Source organism: Oleiagrimonas citrea (assembly GCF_012395255.1).
In the GTDB taxonomy this organism is placed as follows: domain Bacteria; phylum Pseudomonadota; class Gammaproteobacteria; order Xanthomonadales; family Rhodanobacteraceae; genus Oleiagrimonas; species Oleiagrimonas citrea.
The window spans coordinates 56,754-76,198 of the sequence record NZ_JAAZQD010000003.1; the positions used below are offsets into that span (position 1 = coordinate 56,754).

General features: G+C 65.5%; 16 protein-coding genes. 5 read left to right on the forward strand and 11 right to left on the reverse strand.

Annotated elements, in window-relative coordinates:
* Positions 1–29: 29 nt before the first annotated feature.
* Positions 30–716, reverse strand: coding sequence for a TerC family protein (locus HF690_RS07335; protein WP_168608996.1), 687 nt, complete (start codon positions 714–716; stop codon positions 30–32).
* Between the two features lie 269 nt (positions 717–985).
* Here HF690_RS07335 and HF690_RS07340 point away from each other — a divergent pair, with 269 nt between their 5' ends.
* Both HF690_RS07340 and HF690_RS07345 read left to right on the forward strand, forming a co-directional pair.
* Positions 986–2,437, forward strand: a complete 1,452-nt coding sequence (locus HF690_RS07340; protein ID WP_168608997.1) for a bifunctional 2-methylcitrate dehydratase/aconitate hydratase — start codon at positions 986–988, stop codon at positions 2,435–2,437.
* A gap of 205 nt (positions 2,438–2,642) precedes the next feature.
* Entirely contained in the window at positions 2,643–3,815 is a 1,173-nt protein-coding gene (locus HF690_RS07345) for an OmpA family protein (protein WP_168608998.1), read from the forward strand.
* Positions 3,816–4,128: 313 nt separating this feature from the next.
* On the opposite strand, the gene HF690_RS07350 is transcribed toward HF690_RS07345, so the two are convergent.
* From HF690_RS07350 to HF690_RS07380, 7 genes are read right to left on the reverse strand one after another with little or no spacing between them, the layout of a single operon-like run.
* Positions 4,129–5,208, reverse strand: coding sequence for an SAM-dependent methyltransferase (locus HF690_RS07350; protein ID WP_113063458.1), 1,080 nt, complete (start codon positions 5,206–5,208; stop codon positions 4,129–4,131).
* The gene (locus tag HF690_RS07355) at positions 5,205–6,002 is read right to left on the reverse strand and encodes a DUF1295 domain-containing protein (RefSeq protein ID WP_168608999.1); all 798 of its coding nucleotides are present in this window, start codon (positions 6,000–6,002) and stop codon (positions 5,205–5,207) included. Before HF690_RS07355 ends, HF690_RS07350 begins: the two co-directional genes overlap by 4 nt.
* Positions 5,995–6,537, reverse strand: coding sequence for a DUF2878 family protein (locus HF690_RS07360; protein WP_168609000.1), 543 nt, complete (start codon positions 6,535–6,537; stop codon positions 5,995–5,997). Before HF690_RS07360 ends, HF690_RS07355 begins: the two co-directional genes overlap by 8 nt.
* Positions 6,534–7,814 (reverse strand): SAM-dependent methyltransferase, encoded by a 1,281-nt coding sequence (locus HF690_RS07365; RefSeq protein WP_193568444.1) that lies wholly within the window; start codon positions 7,812–7,814, stop codon positions 6,534–6,536. Before HF690_RS07365 ends, HF690_RS07360 begins: the two co-directional genes overlap by 4 nt.
* A 10-nt stretch (positions 7,815–7,824) precedes the next feature.
* Positions 7,825–8,661, reverse strand: coding sequence for a DUF1365 domain-containing protein (locus tag HF690_RS07370; RefSeq protein ID WP_168609315.1), 837 nt, complete (start codon positions 8,659–8,661; stop codon positions 7,825–7,827).
* 5 nt (positions 8,662–8,666) lie between these two features.
* A complete protein-coding gene (locus tag HF690_RS07375; RefSeq protein ID WP_168609002.1) occupies positions 8,667–9,917 on the reverse strand; it encodes an NAD(P)/FAD-dependent oxidoreductase in 1,251 nt (416 codons plus the stop codon).
* Complete coding sequence (locus tag HF690_RS07380) at positions 9,914–10,873, reverse strand: acyl-CoA desaturase (RefSeq protein WP_240151677.1); 960 nt, start codon at positions 10,871–10,873, stop codon at positions 9,914–9,916. Before HF690_RS07380 ends, HF690_RS07375 begins: the two co-directional genes overlap by 4 nt.
* Before the next feature lie 180 nt (positions 10,874–11,053).
* Here HF690_RS07380 and HF690_RS07385 point away from each other — a divergent pair, with 180 nt between their 5' ends.
* A complete protein-coding gene (locus HF690_RS07385) occupies positions 11,054–12,409 on the forward strand; it encodes a DUF2254 domain-containing protein (RefSeq protein ID WP_168609003.1) in 1,356 nt (451 codons plus the stop codon).
* 127 nt (positions 12,410–12,536) lie between these two features.
* On the opposite strand, the gene HF690_RS07390 is transcribed toward HF690_RS07385, so the two are convergent.
* The 3 genes from HF690_RS07390 to tdh form a co-directional block, all read right to left on the reverse strand.
* Positions 12,537–13,013, reverse strand: coding sequence for an aminoacyl-tRNA deacylase (locus HF690_RS07390; RefSeq protein ID WP_168609004.1), 477 nt, complete (start codon positions 13,011–13,013; stop codon positions 12,537–12,539).
* 202 nt (positions 13,014–13,215) lie between these two features.
* On the reverse strand, positions 13,216–14,415 hold the full coding sequence (kbl, locus tag HF690_RS07395; RefSeq protein WP_168609005.1) for a glycine C-acetyltransferase: 1,200 nt from the start codon (positions 14,413–14,415) through the stop codon (positions 13,216–13,218).
* A 232-nt stretch (positions 14,416–14,647) separates the two neighbouring features.
* Complete coding sequence (tdh, locus tag HF690_RS07400; protein WP_113063450.1) at positions 14,648–15,670, reverse strand: L-threonine 3-dehydrogenase; 1,023 nt, start codon at positions 15,668–15,670, stop codon at positions 14,648–14,650.
* A gap of 194 nt (positions 15,671–15,864) precedes the next feature.
* On the opposite strand from tdh, the gene HF690_RS07405 reads away from it, so the two are divergent.
* On the forward strand, positions 15,865–18,036 hold the full coding sequence (locus HF690_RS07405; protein ID WP_168609006.1) for a S46 family peptidase: 2,172 nt from the start codon (positions 15,865–15,867) through the stop codon (positions 18,034–18,036).
* Between the two features lie 79 nt (positions 18,037–18,115).
* A complete protein-coding gene (miaA, locus tag HF690_RS07410; RefSeq protein ID WP_205300812.1) occupies positions 18,116–19,075 on the forward strand; it encodes a tRNA (adenosine(37)-N6)-dimethylallyltransferase MiaA in 960 nt (319 codons plus the stop codon).
* Positions 19,076–19,445 lie beyond the last annotated feature (370 nt).

The window sequence follows — 19,445 nt, forward strand, 5'->3', positions numbered from 1 at the left end:
AGCCGGGGCCAGCCCGCCCGGCGAATCGTCTATTCCGCTTGCGCGCGATGCTCGCGGCGCTCGGCCCATACGCCCAGCCCGCACACGCCCGCCACCAGCACGATGTCGAGCACCCAGCGCATCGCGTCGTGGGCATTGAACCAGTCGCGCAGAAGATGATCGTGGGTGATCATGCGCGCCGCAGTCCAGGCGATGGCCGCCGCGCCGACGTAGATGATGGCCGGGAAGCGCTGGATCAGTTTCAGGATCAGGGTCGAACCCCAGACCACCAGCGGCACACTGATCAGCAGGCCGATGATGACCAGGCCCAGGTGGCCCTTGGAGGCGCCGGCGATGGCCAGCACGTTGTCCAGCCCCATCAGCGCATCGGCCACGATGATGGTGCGCATGGCGGCCCAGAAGCTGGTGGCGACCTTCACATTGGGATTGTCGCCTTCGTCGCCCTGGCGCAGCAGCTTCCAGGCGATTGGCAGCAGCACCAGACCGCCGACCAGCATCAGGCCGGGCAGCTTGAGCAGGAAGACCACCATGGTCGTCATGATCATGCGCACGGCAATGGCGCCGGCGGTGCCCCAGGCGATGGCCTTCTTCTGCAGTTCGGGCGGCAGGTTGCGGGCCGCGAGCGCGATGACGATGGCGTTGTCGCCCGCCAGCACCAGGTCGATGAGGATGATGGCCACCAGGCCGGAAAGCAGGTCGGGGGTCGAGAATTCCATGCAGGCTCCGTTGCGCGTGGGACTCGTGCGGACACCGGCGAACACGCGCGACGGTCCGCTGGCTGGCACAAAAGTCTCGCTCGCGGCTCGGTGCCGCCGCGACGACCGGGGCGTTGGTGCCCGTGATGACGATCGTCGCGCTAGGGAGCTACTCCCCTTTGATGGAACCGATTGTCGGCAGCCGGTGCATGCGGCGTCAAGCCGGCCGAGGCGGCGAAGATGCCGGGCAGGGTACAATGGGCGTTTGATTCCCTTCAGCGAGGTCCGTCATGAGCGCCCCCGACATCCGTTCCGCCCAGCGTCCCGATCCCGATCAGCCGATGGTCGACATCGCCGATTACGTCGCCGACTACACCATTGATTCGACCGAGGCCTACGACACCGCGCGCTACATGCTGCTGGACTCGCTGGGCTGCGCCATGCTGGCGATGAAGTTCCCCGAGTGCGTCAAGCATCTCGGTCCCATCGTCCCGGGTGCGAACCTGCCGGGCGGTACGCGCGTGCCTGGCACCAGCCATGAGCTGGATCCGGTGCAGGGCGCGTTCGCCATCGGCACGCAGATCCGCTGGCTGGACTTCAACGATACCTGGCTGGCTGCCGAGTGGGGCCATCCGTCGGACAACCTGGGCGCGATCCTCTCGGTCGCCGACTACCTCAGCCGCAAGGCCGAACGCGAGGGCGGCGAGCCGCTGACCGTGCGCGACGTGCTGGGCTACGCCATCAAGGCGCATGAGATCCAGGGTTGCTACGCGCTGAAGAACAGCTTCAACCGCGTCGGCCAGGACCACGTGATCCTGGTGCGTCTGGCCTCCACCGCCGTCGCCACCAAGATGCTGGGCGGCGACAAGGACGCCATCACCACCGCCGTGTCGCACAGCTGGATCGACAACGGTGCGCTGCGCACCTACCGTCACGCGCCGAACACCGGGCCACGCAAGAGCTGGGCCGCGGGCGACGCCTGCCGTCGCGCCGTCACCCACGCGCTGAATGCCGCGCACAAGGGCGTGGTCGGCTACCCGTCGGCGTTGACCGCCAAGACCTGGGGCTTCTACGACGTCGCTTTCGGCGGCAAGCCGTTCGAGTTCGAGCGTCCGTTCGGCAGCTACGTGATGGAGAACGTGCTGTTCAAGATCAGCTTCCCGGCCGAGTTCCACGCGCAGACCGCCGTCGAGTGCGCGATGCAGCTGCACGGCGAGGTCGCCGACAAGATCGATCAGATCGAGAAGATCGTCATCGAGACCCAGGAAGCCGGTTGCCGCATCATCGACAAGACCGGCCCGCTGGCCAACTACGCTGATCGCGATCACTGCATCCAGTACATGGTCGCCGTGCCGCTGATCTTCGGCCGTCTGACTGCCGCCGACTACAACGACGACGTCGCCGCCGATCCGCGCATCGACGCGCTGCGCGCCAAGATGGAAGTGGTCGAGAACGAGCAGTTCACCAAGGACTACTTCGATCCGGACAAGCGCTACATCGGCAACGCCGTGCAGGTGTTCTTCAAGGATGGCACCAGCACCGACAAGATCTCGATCGACTATCCGATCGGACACCGTCGCCGCCGCGACGAGGGCATCCCGGTGCTGCTGAACAAGTTCGAGCAGGCGCTGCGCGGACACCTTCCGGCACGTCAGGTGGAAGCGATCCTGGACGCCACTGCCGACCCGGCGAAGCTGGATGCGATGCCGATCCACGAGTTCCTGGCGCTCTTCACAGTCTGAGGACGTTTTTTGCTCTGACTCGTTTATGAACGGGTTTGTCCGCCCACGTGGGATTTGTTTGTTTTTTGATAAACTGGCGTCAACCGCACGGAAGGAAAAATGCGGGACGCTATTAACGGATTCCCAAGGCTCAGTTGTGGCAGGCGCAATGCCACCGTGGGCGGGAGCGGATGCGAAAAGCAACGAAGTGAAGAGGAGATTCCACATGAAACACAAGGCTTTGTACGTGCTTGTCGCGTTGACGCTTGGAAGCGTCAGTGCCGCGCATGCCCAGGACGCCATGTCCTCCAGCGACAACGGTCAGGCCATGAGCAGCAGCTCGAGCATGAGCAGCGACTCCAGCAGCATGAGCAGCGAAAAGTTCGATGGTCGCTGGTACATCGCGCCGACCATCGGCGGTTACTACAACGATACCGACCGCAACACCAACAGCCGCCAGTTGTACTACGGCCTGGGCTTCGGCAAGTTCGTGAATCCGAATGTGTCGATCGATGCGTTCGCCGACTACACCAGCCGCGACATCGACTACAGCAGCGGTAAGTGGAAGAACCTGACCATGGGCCTGGCCGCGCGTTTCTACGGCGGCAGCTGGGACTCCTGGCGTCCGTACGCCCTGCTGGGTGCGATGGGCAGCCATCACACCAGCATGCTGGACAGCGGTTGGGCGCCGGCGGCCGAAGTGGGTCTGGGCCTGTCCAAGACCATCAACGAGAACTCGGACTTCCGCGTCGAAGCCGGTTATCGCTATGACTGGGATAGCAATTCGCAGGTCACCGATGGTGGCTACGGCGATTACTTCCTGGGTCTGAGCATCGTTTCGCGCTTCGGTCAGGCTGCCGCGCCGCCGCCGCCGCCGCCGGTTGCTCCGCCGCCGCCGCCGCCGCCGACCTGTGATCAGCTCGACAGCGACAACGACGGTGTCAACAACTGCGACGACAAGTGCCCGAATACTGCAGCCGGCACCATCGTCGGCCCGGACGGTTGCGCGCAGAAGGTCGTCATCGATCTGCGTGGCGTGAACTTCAAGTTCGACCGTCCGCACAAGGGCGAGACCGACATCGGTCCGACCCTGCAGAAGCCGACGTCCGATTCGATGGACATCCTCAACCAGGCCGTCGATACGCTGAAGCGCTATCCGAACGTCCACGTCATGGTTGCGGGTTACACCGACTCGATCGGCACCGAGGCCTACAACCAGTCGCTGTCCGAGCGTCGTGCGAAGATCGTCTATGACTATCTGACCTCGCACGGTGTCGACGCCAGCCGTCTGGACGGCCCGGTGGGTCATGGCGAAAGCAACCCGGTCGCCAGCAACTCCACCGACGAGGGTCGTGCGCGCAACCGCCGCACGGAGCTGCAGGCCGAAGACCAGCAGTAAGCCTTCAAGGCAAGTGGTACGAAAAAGCCCGGCGCATGCGCCGGGCTTTTTCTTTGTCCGCGTCCGCGCCACCGCTGCGGGACCCGAGACATTGCCGCGTGCCGGACTTCGATCTCGAGCCGATGGCGACCCGGATGGGGCTTTCGTTGCGAAATCGGGCCAAATGTCCCGCGGCGAGCGGAGCCAAAGAAGGGCACCAACGCTGCCTCCATGGCTTGCCGACGGGATCGTTGTTCGTTCTCCTGGAATCCATGCGAAAAGCCCGGCATGCGCCGGGCTTTTCGGGCCTCGTTGTGACGGAGTCGCGCGTGCTTCAGGGCCGCACGAAGCGATAGTGTCCGACCAGCCACTGCTGTCCCTGTTCGTAGCCGAACAGTTCGGCGCAGGCCATCCAGAAGATCCGCCAGCGCTGATGCCACAGGCGGGCGTCCTCGCCGTAGGCTTCGCTCAGCACTTCAAGTACCCGTTCCCGGCGCGCGTCCTGATTGGCCAGCCAGAGGTTGGCCGTGCGCGCGTAGTGCCGGCCGGAAAGCCGCCATTGCCGCTGCAGCGTCAGATGCTGCTGGAAATGCAGCAGGGTATCGGCTGCGGGCATCAGGCCGCCGGTGAAGAAGTGCCGGCCCATCCAGTTGTCTCCGCCCTCGGTCTCGAACGGGTACATCAGCTCGCGATGGCAGAAGATGTGCACAAACAGCTTGCCACCACTGCGCAGCCAGGTGCCGATGTTGCGCAGCAGGTGCTCGTAGTTGCGCATGTGCTCGAACATCTCGATCGACACCACGCGGTCAAAGGCGTCGGCGTCCAGTTCCAGGCGATTGACGTCGTCGGTGATGACGCGAACGTTGTCCAGACCGCGTTCGCGGCACTGCGCTTCGATGTGGCGGCGCTGCAGCCCAGAATTGGAGACCGCAGTGATGCGGGCGCGCGGATAGCGCTCGGCCATCCACAGCGTCAGCGAACCCCAGCCGCAGCCGAGTTCCAGGATGTCCAGGCCATCCTCGAGTTCGGCGCGTTCGCCGTACAGCTCGAGCATCGCGTTCTCGCCTTCTTCCAGCGATTCGTTGCCCCAGGGGAAATAGCAGCTGGAGTATTTCAGGCGCGGTCCGAGGCATTCGCGAAAGAAGGCCGGCGGCAGTTCGTAGTGCTGTTCGTTGGCGGCGTCGGTATGAATCGCCAACGGACTCTTGCGCAGCTCGTTCAACAGATCGTTGAAATGCTGCCACTGCAGTTCGACGCCGCCTTCCTGTTCTTCGCGCAGGCGTTGCGCGCACAGTCGGCGGATGCCGAGCCGGAGCAGGCTGTCCGGAACCAGGCCGCGTTCGGCCAGTCCGATCAGCCCGCGTTCGCGCGGCATGCGGTGGTTCGATGAGGTCAAAGCCATGCTGTCGCTCATGAGTGGGCGTCCTCCTTGGGTGGCCAGGGAATGAAGGCGCTGGTGCTGCGTTGATAGTCGCGGTAGTCGTCGCCGCGGCTGCGCAGGGCCTGCGCCTCGGTGTAGGGAATGCCGGTGAGGCGGTACAGAAAGATCAGCATCAGCACGGGGCCGCTCCAGGCCAGCCAGCCGATCGGCGAACCGATGGCCAGTAGCGGGTAGGCGAACCAGTGGGTCCATTCGAAGAAATAGTTGGGGTGGCGCGAGTAGCGCCACAGGCCGGCGCGACAGGTCTTGCCGCGATGCGCCGGATCGGCGCGGAAGCGCGCCAGCTGGCGGTCGGCCAGCGCTTCACCGCCGACGCTGACCAGCCAGATCGCGACGGCCAGGACCAGGGCCCAGCGCGGTAGCGGCTGGACGTGGTTCGCCGCCGCCAGGAACGGCAGCGAAAGCAGGGTGGTGAACCCGGCCTGGGCCATGAAGAAGGCCAGGAACTTGCCTTGGGCGTCGTTCCAGTAGTCGCGCAGGTAGGCGTAGCGGCCGTCTTCCGGTTCGCTGTGGACGCGCCGGAACAGGTGCACGAACAGACGTGCGCCCCAAAGGCCGCCCAGGATCAGCACGGCTAGGCGCGCGATCATCGAGCCGCTGCCGACAGCGGCGTACCAGGCCGCGCTGGCGGCCATGGTGCCGGCCCAGACCACATCGACGATGCCGGCATTGCGCGTGACGCGTTGACGCAGCCAGGCCAGCAGCATCAGCACGGCGGTGGTGGCGAACACCAGCAGAGGTTGTGCCCACAGCGGAAGATCAGGCATGGCGGACTCCGGAATCAGTAGTTGCGCGTGTCTCGATGCGCTGCGCTAGCCGCAGCATCAGGGGCAGGGCGAAGGCCCACATCACGGCCAGAGCGATCAGGCCGGGGAGCGGACCTTCACCGAATTGCACGGCCTGCCAGCCGCGCGCGGCGGCCAGGTAGGCCAGCGGTCCGCCGATGCCGCCGAACAGCGCGCTCAGCACCGGGCGGCGGAACAGGAAGCGGAAGGTATGTCGCAGGGTCAGTGCGAAGCTGCACCAGATGGCCGCGATCCACAGCGGAGCCAGGTGCGGCGACGGCACCGGCGCGGCGTAGTGCAGCAGGCCGCTGGCGGCCATCAGCGAATCCATGGCGCAGCCCAGCGGCACCATCAGAGCCATCAGTTGCAGGTCGCTGCGCCGTTCCGGATCCCGCAGCACCATCGCGGCGAAGGGCAGCATCGCCAGCGCCGCGGGCCACCACAGACCGCGTCCGGCACCCCATACGGCGATGAACCAGACGATCTGGTATCCGACAACGTTGAGCCAGATGTTCACGCGGACTCCAGGTCGGGCAGCCAGGAGGCGCGTCGGTTGCCCGGCCGCGTGAACAGCATCTGCACGTCGCCGATGGAACGTTCCAGGAATCCGCCTTCGCAATAGGCCAGATAGAACTCCCACATGCGCACGAATTGTTCGTCGTAGCCCAGTTCGCGCACGTCCGGCAGGCGTTCGAGGAAACGCTCGCGCCAGGCACGCAGGGTCAGTGCGTAACTCGGGCCGATGTCTTCCAGGTTGAACAGACGCAGGTCGCTGCTCTGCGCCGCCGACTGCAGCATCGCGCTGACGCACGGAATGAAGCTGCCCGGGAAAATGTAGCGCTTGATGAAGTCGACCGCGTTCAGCGCCTGCCGGTAGCGATGGTCTTCGATGGTGATGGCCTGGATCAGTGCCGCGCCATCGTGCTTGAGCAGGTTGGCGACGGTGCGGAAATAGGTGCCCAGATACTGGTGGCCGATGGCCTCGATCATCTCGATGGAGACCAGCTTGTCGTAGCGGCCTTCGAGGTCGCGGTAGTCCTCGAGCAGCACTGTGACGCGGTCCTGCAGACCGGCGTGCGCGATCCGCTGCCGGGCCAGATCGTACTGTTCCTGCGAGATCGTCGTGGTGGTCACCCGGCAGCCATAGCGCGAGGCGGCGTGAATAGCGAACCCGCCCCATCCGGTACCGATCTCGACCACGTGATCGTCGGCCTTCAGGTCCAACTTGCGGCAGATGCGTTCGAGCTTGCGCGTGGCGGCGACGTCCAGCGATTCGCGCGGATCGGCGTAGATGGCCGAGGAATACATCAGTGACGGATCGAGGAACAGTTCGAACAACGGATTGCCGAGGTCGTAGTGCGCGGCAATGTTGCGCTTGCTGCCACCGCGCGTGTTGCGGCGCAGGGCGTGCCAGGCGCGCATCGCGAGACCACCGAGACGAGCCATGCCGGTTTCCATCGCATCGAGGATGTCGCGGTTGCGCACCAGAATGCGTACCAGCGCGACCAGGTCGTCGCATTGCCACAGGCCATCGATCCAGGCCTCGCCCGCACCGACGCTGCCGTGGCTGGCGAGGTGACGGTAGAACGCCGGATCGCGCACGCGGATGGACGCGTGCAGGGTGTGCTCGGGAACGGCGGCAGGTTGCCCCAGTGTTTCCTCGCCGAGTGGGTCGCGCAGCGTCAGCCGGCAGTCCGTGAGCTGCGCCATCTGCTTCAGCAGGCGTGCGCGGAGCATTTTCTCCAGGCCGGTGAAGGGGCGGGACTGTTCCGAGTAGGCTTGGTCGATTCGCATGTCCATGGCTTCAGCTCCCTTGTTTGCGGGGATGGTCGTAGACGGGGGTGCGTTTCAGGAACAGGCGCAGTGCCTGCCAGTGAATCGCGGCAATCACTTTCAGCGTCATCAGCGGATAGCGCAGCAGGACCCGCGCCAGCCCGACCCGGTTCAGCGGGCGTCGGTGCAGCACGAGCGTTGCGTCGAATTCCCGCTGTGTGCCGTTCAGGACGTCCATGTGTACTGCGAGGTGGCGGCTGGGTGCGGTGAAGCGCCAGGCGTAGTCGCGTTGCATGGCCATGAACGGCGAGACATGGAAGGTCTTCGGGAAGTGCCAGTGCGCGGCGCGCGCGCTTCGCTGCGCGTGCTCCATCGGCAGCACGTAGGCGTGACGTTCCTTCCAGGGCGTGTTGGTGATTTCGGCGACGATGGTTTCCAGCGTGACGCCGTCCGCGGCATAGCAGTAGTAGAAACTGACTGGGTTGAAGATGACGCCGAAGTAACGCAGGTGGGTCAGCAATCGAATCGGTCCTTCGGGGCGCGCACCGGTCGACTCGGCGACGCGCCGGCGCACGGCTTCGTCCAGGGATAGATTGGTCGGTCCCATATAGTCCGAGCGGCGGAAGGCAGCGACGTTGGTGCCTTCCACGGACCACAGCCAACGGTCCTCGAACAGGTCGTCGAGTTCGGCCAGGTCGATGTACAGCATCGCCACGCGATAGCGGAATGCGTGCGGTCGCGGCGCGTGCCGGCGGTGCCGCACCCAGCCTTCGTAGATGCCGCTGGCGAGTGGTTCGGCATCGGCCGCAGGAGCCGTTCCGCGCGGGATGTGTCGCGGGGCGGTCGAGTCGAGACGTTCACGCTGCATCGTGTTCACGGCCAGTGCACTCCCAGTCCGTTGGCGACCTCGACCGCGCTGCGCATGCCGTCCTCGTGGAAGCCCCAGCCCCACCAGGCACCGGCGAACCACGTGTTGCGGCGACCCTGGATTTCCGCCTTGCGCTGTTGCGCGGCGACGCTCTCGTGGGTGTAGACCGGATGCTGATAGCGCATTCGCGCCAGTACCCGGTCCGGGTCGATGCGGTCGCTGCAGTTGAGCGAGACGCAGAATGTATGCGGCGCGTCGATCGACTGCAGATGGTTCATGCAGTAGCTGACGGTGCAGGCCGCACCGGAATGCTCGGGAATCAAGGCGTTCCAGGCCGCCCAGGCTGCGCGCCGACGCGGCAGCACAGCGATGTCGGTGTGCAGGACCGTATCGTTGTCCTGCCACGGGATCGCACCGAGGATCTCGCGTTCCTCGGCGCTGGGGTCGCCGAGCAGCGCCAGGGCCTGATCGCTGTGGCAGGCCAGTACCACCTGATCGAAATGATCGTCGCCGGCAGCGCTGCGCACACGCACGCCATCGCGGGCGCGCTCGACGCGATCGACCGAGCAGCCGATGCGTTCCTGTACGCTCCAGCGTGTGCGGAGCGCGTCGATATAGCGACTCGAACCGCCCTGGACCACGCGCCAGGGCGGGCGTCCATCGACCTGCAGCATGTGATGGTTGGCCATGAAGCGGACCAGATAGGCAGCCGGGAACGACAGCACCTTCGCTTCCGGCGAGGACCACAGCGCGCTAGCCATGGGCACGATGTGCTGGTCGCGAAAGGCGTCGCCGTATCCTTGCGCGCCGAGATACTCGCCCAGCGTCGGACCCGGCCCGTCCTGCTGCAGCAAGGCGGGCGCTTCGCGGTAGAAGCGCAGGATGTCGCGGACCATGCCGTGAAAGCGCGGCGAGAAAAGGTTGCGGCGCTGGCAGAACAGTTTGTTGACGCTGGTGGCGTTGTATTCCAGACCGCTGCGCTCGTCGTGCACGGCGAAGCTCATCCTGGTCGGCTGGCCGGCGACGCCGAGTTCCTCGAACATCCGGCACAGCAGCGTGTAGTGCGTGGGGTTGTAGACGATGAATCCGCTGTCGATGGCGTAGCTGCGACCGTCGATCTCGATGTCGTGGGTATGCGTGTGGCCGCCGAGCCGGTCGGCGGCTTCGTACAGCACGACGTCGTGTTCGCGCGACAGCAGCCAGGCGCTGGCCAGCCCGGCGATGCCCGATCCGATGACGGCGATGCGCGACCTCATGCGCGGGGCTTCCCGTGCGGACGACGCAGCCCGACTGGGACCGGCTTGAGCGCGCGGATCAGTCCGAACGCGGCCATCAGGCGCAGGCCGTAGTAGGTCGCGTCGATCTCCCACCAGCGGAATCCCTGGCGCGCCGAGCCCGGGAAGTGGTGATGGTTGTTGTGCCAGCCTTCGCCCATGGTCAGCAGGGCCAGCCAGAGATTGTTGCGGCTGTTGTCGCGGGTGGCGAAACGACGCGAACCGAAGCGGTGCGCCAGCGAGTTGATCGTCACCGAGGCGTGGAACAGGGCGACGGTGGAGACGAAGAAGCCCCACACCAGCAACTGGCCACCGGTCACGCCCAGCGCCGGGTGCGCGGCGTGCAGCCAGTCACCGAGGAAAAACAGGCCGGCGGCGAGGGCGACCGGCACCACGATGTCGAAGCGGTCGATCCAGCGCAGCTCCGGATATTTCGCCAGATCGGGGATCACCGACCAATCGGTGACGAAACCGCGCCGGGTCAGGAACCAGCCCATGTGGCTCCAGAGGAAGCCGCGCTGCACCGGCGAGTGCAGGTCGGCCGGCTCATCGGAATGGCGATGGTGATTGCGATGGTGCGCCGCCCACCACAGTGGTCCGCGCTGCACGGCGCTGGCACCGATCACGGCGAACACGAACTGCAGCCAGCGCGGGGCGCGAAAGGCACGGTGCGAGAAGTAGCGGTGGTAGAAGGCAGTGATCGCGAACATGCGGATCAGGTAGAGCGCCAGCGCCGTCCACAGCGCGAAGGCCGACACCCCGACGTAGAACACGCCCAGGCAGGCCAGGTGCATGCCGATGAAGGGCACGACCCGCGCCCAGTCGATGCGGTCGGCGTTGGCGTCGTGTTCGTCGACTTGCGCGCCGGTGTCGAACCACAGGCGGATCGCGGTCCACAGGCGTTGGTGCATGCGGTCGGGACGGGCGGTGGAGGGCATGAATCGGTTCCGTGTGACGGGTCTGTGGAGAGATACGCAGGGCGAAGCGGATCGGATGCAGCAGAAAACGCCGATGCGCCGGTTTTTTTCGACCTTGTTTCGGGTATGTAGACTGGGCGGGTCCCGCGAGCTCCGGCGGCTGCCGTCGAGAGCGCGATGCAACCGCAACGAGGAGACGCGATGAATCGCATTCGCCTGTGGCTGGATACCCTGCGGACCAGCCTGTGGTTCGTGCCGACGCTGATCGTGCTGGCGTCCGTGGTGTTGGCCTACGCGCTGCTGGCGGCCGACGCGGCGCTGCCGCCCGAGTGGTGGAAGCACTACGGTGCGGGGGTCAATGCGGTGATGGACGTGCGCATCCGCGGCGCCACCGCGATCCTGCAGATGATCGGTACCTCGATCATCACCATCGCCGGCGTGGTGTTCTCCATCACCATCGCCGCCTTCACTCTGGCCGCGGGTCAGTACACCTCGCGCGTGCTGCGCAATTTCATCGGCGATCGCGGCAACCAGACGGTGTTGGGCAGCTTTCTGGGCATCTTCATCTACTGCATGCTGGTGCTGCGTTCACTGTCCAGCGCCAGCGACGCCGCGCATGCACCGGCGCTGGCGCTGCTGATGGCGATGGTGCTGGCTTTTTTCGCCATCGGCATCCTGATCTATTTCATCCACCACATCGCCATCGGGTTGCAGGCCACCAATGTCGTCGCAGCCATCGCGCGCGACGCGTTGCCCTCGATCGATCACCATTTTCCCGAACGGTTCGCGCCGCCGGAGCAGGACAATGTCGATCTGGAGCGTCCGCAGGGGGAGCATCGAAGTACGCTGCGTGCACACCGCAGCGGTTATCTCACGGGGGTTTCCTACGCTGCGCTGGCGGAGCGGGCCGAAGCGTGCAAAGGATGGATTCGCGTGTACCGCAACGCCGGTGAGTTCGTTGCCGAAGGCGAGGCGCTGGCTGAACTGGTGACGCCGGAGCCGGTCGAGGACGAGCGCATCGATGCCATGCGCGCGGTCTGGTCGTTTGGCGATCAGCGCACGTTGGCGAACGATCCCGGCTACGGTCTGCGTCAGCTGGTCGATGTGGCTTTGAAGGCGCTGTCGCCCGGCGTCAACGAGACCACCACGGGCGTGATGTGTGTGAACTGGATCGGCGTGATGCTGCTGCGCATGGCCGAGCGTCGTCTGCCCGCGCAGATGCGCGTGCGCGACGGCTGCATCCGCGTCATCACGCAGGCACCGCAACTGGGCGACTTCATCGCGCTGGGGTTCGATCAGATCCGTCAGAACGCATCGGGCAACGTGGCGATCCTGCGTCGTCTGCTGGAAGTGCTGCTGGCGCTGTCGGCCAGCGTGGGCGCGCACAAGGCGCGCAAGCCGATCTTGCGTCAGGTCGAAGCCATCGAGGCCATGATGCACGACACCGTCCGCTGGGATCACGATGCCGAACCGCTGCGCAAGCTGCTGGATACGTTGCGCGAACGGCTCGAAGGCGATACCGAATCACACGCAGAGGGCAAGCCGGCCGGCGAATGACCCCGACCGGGCGCAACCCGCGTCGGTCCGGCCACGTCGTACCGTGGTGCGCGCGATCATGTCCTGGCCCGTGCTTTCCCGGCGATACCGCCTCTCTTCGGGTTGCGCTGAATGCCGGGACCTGCGGCTACATGCGGGGCGATGCGTTGGACAGGTGCACGTGTCGCGGCTTGGCCAGACGCTCGAATTCGACGTAGGGCATGCGCACCAGGTCGGTGTGCGTGCCGTCGTTGAAGGCGATCTCCTCGTTCCCGGCCAGACGTTCGTCGAGGTACACATCCATGTCATACAGATGACCGAACGGCGGCATCGCACCGACTTCGCAATCCGGGAAGCGGTCGCGGAAGTCGGTCTCGGTCGCCAGTTCGACCCGTGACGCGTCGGTGAGGTGTCGCAGGTGACCCAGCGGTACGCGGTGCGCCGCCGGCAGCACCACCATGGCCAGACGGCCGTCCAGTTTCACCATGACGGTCTTGGCCAGCATGTCGCCACGGATGTGGGTGCTGGCGGCGACTTCCTGCGCGGTGATCGCACGGGTGTGATGGATGACTTCGTAGGGGACGTGCTGCTCGTGCAGAAGATGATGGAGTCTTGTCTCGCTCATGGCGCTGCCTCCTCGGGGTCGCGCCGTTCCGCTGGGCGCGGCCGGGTTGCCGGCACACGCGGCGCGTTCCCTGCCCGCGACGGGGAACCGCGCCTTCGTCGCCCCTGCGGCGCGACTCCAGACCGGCTTCGTGTGGGAAGCCGGTCTGCGTTCCAGCTTACTCCCGCCCGCGGCGTTCGTGAATGCCGCGGGCGGCGGAGATTCAGCCGCCGATCACGCCCAGCGAGCGGCCGACGCGGGTGAACGCGTCGATGGCCTTGTCCAGCTGTTCGCGGGTGTGCGCCGCGCTCATCTGCGTGCGGATGCGCGCCTGGCCCTTCGGCACCACCGGGAAGAAGAAACCGGTGACATAGATGCCCTCGTCGAGCAGTGCGTTGGCCATGGCCTGCGCCTTGGGCGCGTCGTGGATCATCACCGGCACGATCGGGTGGTTGCCCGGCTTGATCTCGAAGCCGGCTTCTTCCATGCGCTGGCGGAAGTAGGCCGTGTTCTCGACCAGCTTCTCGCGCAGGTCGCCGGCGGCGTCGAGCATCTCGAACACCTTGATGCCCGCGGCCACCACGTGCGGCGGCAGCGAGTTGGAGAACAGATACGGACGCGAGCGCTGACGCAGCATGTCGATGATCTCCTGGCGGCCGGTTGTGAAGCCGCCGACCGCGCCACCCAGCGATTTGCCCAGGGTGCCGGTGAAGATATCGATCTTGTCCATCACGCCGTGCACCTCGGCCGAGCCGCGACCGGTCTTGCCGAGGAAGCCGGTGCAGTGGCATTCGTCGATGTGCACCAGCGCGCCGTATTTCTCGGCCAGGGCGGTGATCTCGTCCAGCTTGGCGACGTAGCCGTCCATCGAGAACGCACCGTCGGTGGTGATCAGCTTGGCCTTGCAGCCGGCCTCGTCAGCGGCCTTGAGCTGGGCTTCCAGGTCGGCCATGTCGGAGTTGGCGTAGCGGAAGCGCTTGGCCTTGCACAGGCGCACGCCGTCGATGATCGAGGCGTGATTGAGCGCGTCGGAGATGATCGCGTCCTCGGGGCCGAGCAGCGGCTCGAACAGACCGCCGTTGGCGTCGAAGCAGGCCGCGTACAGGATGGCGTCGTCGGTGCCGAAGAACTCGGCGATCTTCGCTTCCAGCTGCTTGTGCAGGTCCTGCGTGCCGCAGATAAAGCGGACCGAGGCCATGCCGAAGCCGTGCGTGTCCAGCGCCTCCTTGGCGGCGGCGATGACCTCGGCGTTGTCGGCCAGGCCCAGGTAGTTGTTGGCGCAGAAGTTGAGCACCTTGCGGCCGTCCGCGAGGGTGATCTCCGACGACTGCGGCGAGGTGATGATGCGCTCGTCCTTGTACAGACCGTCGTTGCGGATGCTTTCGAGTTCGGTCTTCAGGCGTTCGCGGATGGTGTAGGCCATGTCGGGTCTCCCATGCTCCAGTATGGCGAAAAAAGGCGTTGGTGCGAGTGACACACAGGATCGTCATTCCTGCGAAAGCAGGAACCAAGCGTCTTTCAACGCTGCGTGGAAATCGCTGGGTTACTCGCTGCGCTCGCCCCTCCGGGGCCGTCCTGCGGACGTTCTGCGCGCTGCGCGCTTGTCCGGCGTCCGCAGGGATGACGTCCCGATGGGTTGTGCGTAGGTACGGGTGTCACGTCCAAGAACACACGACTTTGCCGCAGTTGCCCGCCGCCATCAGGTCGAAGCCGTTCTGGAAGTCGTCGATGCCGATCTGGTGCGTCAGCACCTTCTGCAGCGGGAAGCCGGTCAGCACCATCTGCGTCATCTTGTACCAGGTCTCGTACATGCGGCGGCCGTAGATGCCGTGCAGGGTCAGGCCCTTGAAGATGATCTTGTCCCAGTCCACGCCCGCGCCCTGGGGCAGCAGGCCGAGCAGGGCGATCTTGCCGCCGTGGTACATGCATTCGAGCATGTCGTTGAAGGCGTGCGGGTTGCCGCTCATCTCCATGCCGACGTCGAAGCCGTCCATGTGCAGATCGGCGACCGCGTCCTTCAAGCGCGCCTTGGATACGTTGACCACGCGCGTCGCGCCCATGTCGGCGGCCAGCTTCAGACGGTAGTCGTTGACGTCGGTGACGACCACGTTGCGCGCGCCGACATGCTTGGCGATGCCGGCGGCGATGATGCCGATGGGGCCGGCGCCGGTGATCAGCACGTCCTCGCCGACCAGGTCGAACTCCAGCGCACAGTGCGCGGCGTTGCCGTAGGGGTCGAAAAATGCGGCCAGCTCGGACGAGATCGGGTCCGGAATCGGCCACAGATTCGAGGCCGGCACGGCCACGTATTCGGCGAACGCGCCGTTACGGTTCACGCCGATGCCGATGGTGTGCGGGCACAGGTGCTGGCGTCCGGCGCGGCAGTTGCGGCAGTGACCGCAGACGATGTGGCCTTCGGCCGACACGCGCTGGCCGACCTCGTAGCCGGTCACGCCGGGCCCCATGTCGACGATGCGACCGACGAATTCGTGACCGATCACCAAGCCCGGCTTGATCGTGCGCTGCGCCCACTCGTCCCACTTGTAGATGTGCAGGTCGGTACCGCAGATCGCGGTCTTCTCCACCTTCACCAATACTTCGTTCGGGCCGATCTCGGGCAGCGGCACCTGTTCCATCCAGATGCCTTCGGCCGCCTCGCGCTTGACCAGCGCCTTCATCGTCTGTGACATGCAAAAAACCTCCTGCGTAAGCGGTCATTATAAGGGGTCGCGCAATCCCCAGGCTGTTGATGTAAGTGTATGACTTTATTCAGGTTGTCATTGCGTCGACTTTCGGGCATAAGCGGTGATCCGGGCGGAAGATCCGTCCAGGTAAGCGTCCCGTGAGGGGACGCGAACACCAGGAGAATGTTGTGCGACGACTGTTGATTGCGGCCGCGCTGACCGCGAGCCTAGGCATGACCCAAGCCGCCCGTGCCGACGAGGGCATGTGGCAACCTTCGCAGCTGCCGAAGCTGGCCAAGACGCTGAAGGCCGAAGGCCTGAAGCTGGACCCGAAGACGTTGACCGACCTCACGGCGTATCCCATGGGCGCGGTGGTGAGCCTGGGTTTCTGCACCGGCTCGTTCGTGTCGCCGCAGGGCCTGATCGTGACCAACCACCATTGCGGCTACGGTGCGCTGCAGTACAACTCCACCGACAAGAAGAATCTGATCGAGGACGGCTTTCTGGCCGGAACCAAGGCGGCCGAGTTGCCGGGCGGTCCGAATCTGCACATCTACGTCACCGAGAGCATTCGCGACGTCACCGGCGACATCAAGGCGGCGATCCAGCCGGACATGACGCCACTGGACCGCTACAACGCCATCGACACCGCCGAGAAAACCCTGGTCAAGCAGTGCGAGACCAGCGAGGACTTCCGCTGCGATGTCTACAGTTTCTATGGCGGCTACCGCTACCAGCTGATCAAGCAGCGCGAGATCAAGGACGTGCGTCTGGTCTATGCGCCGCCGGAATCCATCGGCAAGTATGGCGGCGACGTCGACAACTGGATGTGGCCGCGCCACACCGGCGACTTCAGCTACCTGCGTGCCTACGTTGCGCCGGATGGGCGTTCCGCGGCTTATAGCAAAGACAACGTGCCGTACATGCCCAAGCACTGGTTGAAGGTCAATCCGAAGGGATTGGAGGCTGGCGACTTCGCCATGGTGGTCGGGTATCCGGGCCGCACGAACCGCTATCGCCTGGCCGAGGAAGTGGCGGACGCGATCGACTGGCGCTATCCGACGTTGCAGAAGGTCTACGGCGATCTGCTGGGCATCATCGAGAAGGCCGGCAAGGCGGATCCCAAGGTCGCGGTGAAATACGCGGGCAGGGTGGCCAGCATCAACAACGGCCTCAAGAACTTCGAAGGTCAGCTGGCCGGCTTGACCAAGGCGCATGCCGTCGAGGTCAAACGTGCGCGAGAGGCGGGGCTGATGCAGTGGCTGAATGCGCATCCGAGTGCCGAGAACCGTGCCCTGACTGCCGACATCGCCAAGCTGCGCACTCTGATTGCCGCGCAGCGTGCGAACCGCGAGCGCAATCTGGACACGTCGCTGGCGACGCGCGGCCTGCTCGGCACGGCCATTCAGTTGGTGCGCCTGGCCGACGAACGCGGCAAGCCCGATCTGGAGCGCGAGCAGGGCCTGCAGAAGCGCGACGAGCCGCGTATCAAGGGCCGTCTGGAACAGATGGCGCGACGGATGGATCCGGGCGTGGATCGGCAGATGCTGGTCTACGGCCTGCAGCGCTACGTGAAGCTGCCCGCCGACCAGCGCATGAAGGCACTCGATGCCTGGCTGGACGGCGCCCGCGATCCGGCCGCGCTGGAGAAGAAAGCTGCGGCGCTGTATGCCGGCACGTCGCTGACCACCACCAAGGGCCGTTTGAAGTGGTTCGGTGCCGATGCCAAGCAGATCGCGGCCAGCGACGATGCGATGATCGCCCTGGCGCGCGCTCTGATGCCGGAGCTCAAGCAGCGTGAGCAGGAGGAAAAGGCCATTGGCGGTCAGTTCCAGACGCTGCGTCCACGTTATATGGAGGCGATGCTGGCCTGGAACCGCGCTGAGGGTCGGCCGATCTATCCCGACGCCAACAGCTCGTTGCGCGTCACCTTCGGCACCGTGCGCGGCTACAGCCCGAGAGACGCGGTCGAGTACCTGCCGTTCACCACGGCTGAAGGCATCCTGCAGAAGGACACCGGCAAGAAACCGTTCAACGCGCCCAAGGCCGAACTGGAGGCCATCCGCGCCAAGGCCTACGACGGCTACGCCTCGAAGCGGACCGGCTCGCTGCCGGTCGACTTCCTGACCAACGTCGACACCACCGGCGGCAACTCCGGCTCACCGACGCTGGATGCGAACGGCGAACTGGTGGGGCTGTTGTTCGATGGCAACTGGGAGTCGGTCAGCTCCGACTGGTTGTTCAACCCGAAGCTGACGCGCTCGATCCACGTCGATGTGCGCTACATGCTGTGGGTGATGCACCACCTCGATCATGCCGACAATCTGCTGAAGGAGATGGGCGTGCCAGCCCGGCGCTGACGCGATCCTTCGGCGACAGGAGAACGGGCGGCGCGTGCGTCGCCCGTTTTTTGTGTCCGCATTGCCTACAATGCCGCGCATGTCCGCGACCGATACCCGCCCGCTTGCCATTTTCCTGATGGGGCCAACCGCCACCGGCAAGACCGATCTTGCCTGTGCGCTGAGCGACGAGTTTCCGCTGTCCCTGATCAGCGTCGATTCGGCGCTGGTCTACCGCGGGCTGGATATCGGCAGCGCCAAGCCGGACGCGGCCACGCTGCGCCGCTATCCGCACGCGCTGATCGACATTCGCGACCCGGCGCAGCCGTATTCGGCGGCGGACTTCCGCGAGGATGCGCTGCTGGCCATGCGCGAGGCGACGGAGCAGGGTCGGGTGCCGCTACTGGTCGGCGGCACGGGCCTGTATTTCCGCGCCCTGCAGCACGGGCTGTCGCCGCTGCCGGAGGCCGATCCCGGGATTCGCGCGCGCCTGCAGGCCGAGGCTGAGCGCGAAGGCTGGCCGGCGTTGCATGCGCGCCTGCGCGCGCTCGATCCACAGGCGGCGGCGCGCATCGGCCCGCAGGACGCACAGCGCCTGTCGCGCGCGCTGGAGGTCATCGAACTCAGCGGCCAGCCGCTGAGCACCCTGCAGCAGGGACCGTCCGCGCCGCATTTTCCGTGGCGCGTGCTGAAACTGGCGCTGCTGCCGGTCGACCGTACACGGTTGCATGCGCGCATTGCGGCACGCGTGGACGGTATGCTCGAAGCAGGCCTGATCGAGGAAGTTCGGTGCCTGCGCGCTCGCGGCGATCTGCAGCCGGAACTGCCGGCCATCCGCGCCGTCGGTTATCGGCAGACCTGGCAGTATCTGGACAGCGAGCTGCCGCGCGAGGAGCTGGCCGAACGCATCGTCTTCGCCACACGTCAGCTGGCCAAGCGGCAGACCACCTGGCTGCGCCGCGAATTCGACGCGCGTTGCCTGGACCCGGACCGGCAGGATGTACTCGCGGAAGCGCGCCGTTCCGTGCACAGATTCCTCGCGCATGCCGGGACGGGCTAGCCCCGAAGTCTCTTCCTTCTGTGCCGCGCCGTTCGTCGCGGTCATCGTCTTGGATGCGCCGTCGACCTGCGAGCCGTCTGTGTCACCTCTGCATCGGAAGCTTCAGCGTGGCCCGGGATGCCCGGACATGGCTCTGCACGTTACGCGAAGTCGCCTGCGCAGCGTGCGTTGCGCATCACCTTTCTCCCCCTCCAGAACATGCTTCGCCCGCCCTGATGAGTTCTGAAAGCTCTATAGCGAACGGCCGCGTTCATTTATGCCGAATACGTGCTTGCGCGAAAACGGCAGGGGTTTAAGATTCCCGTCAGTGCCTGTTTCGTCCGGCGAGGAAGCCGAACGGAACGGGCGGGTTGCGATCGGGGCTGCCGGA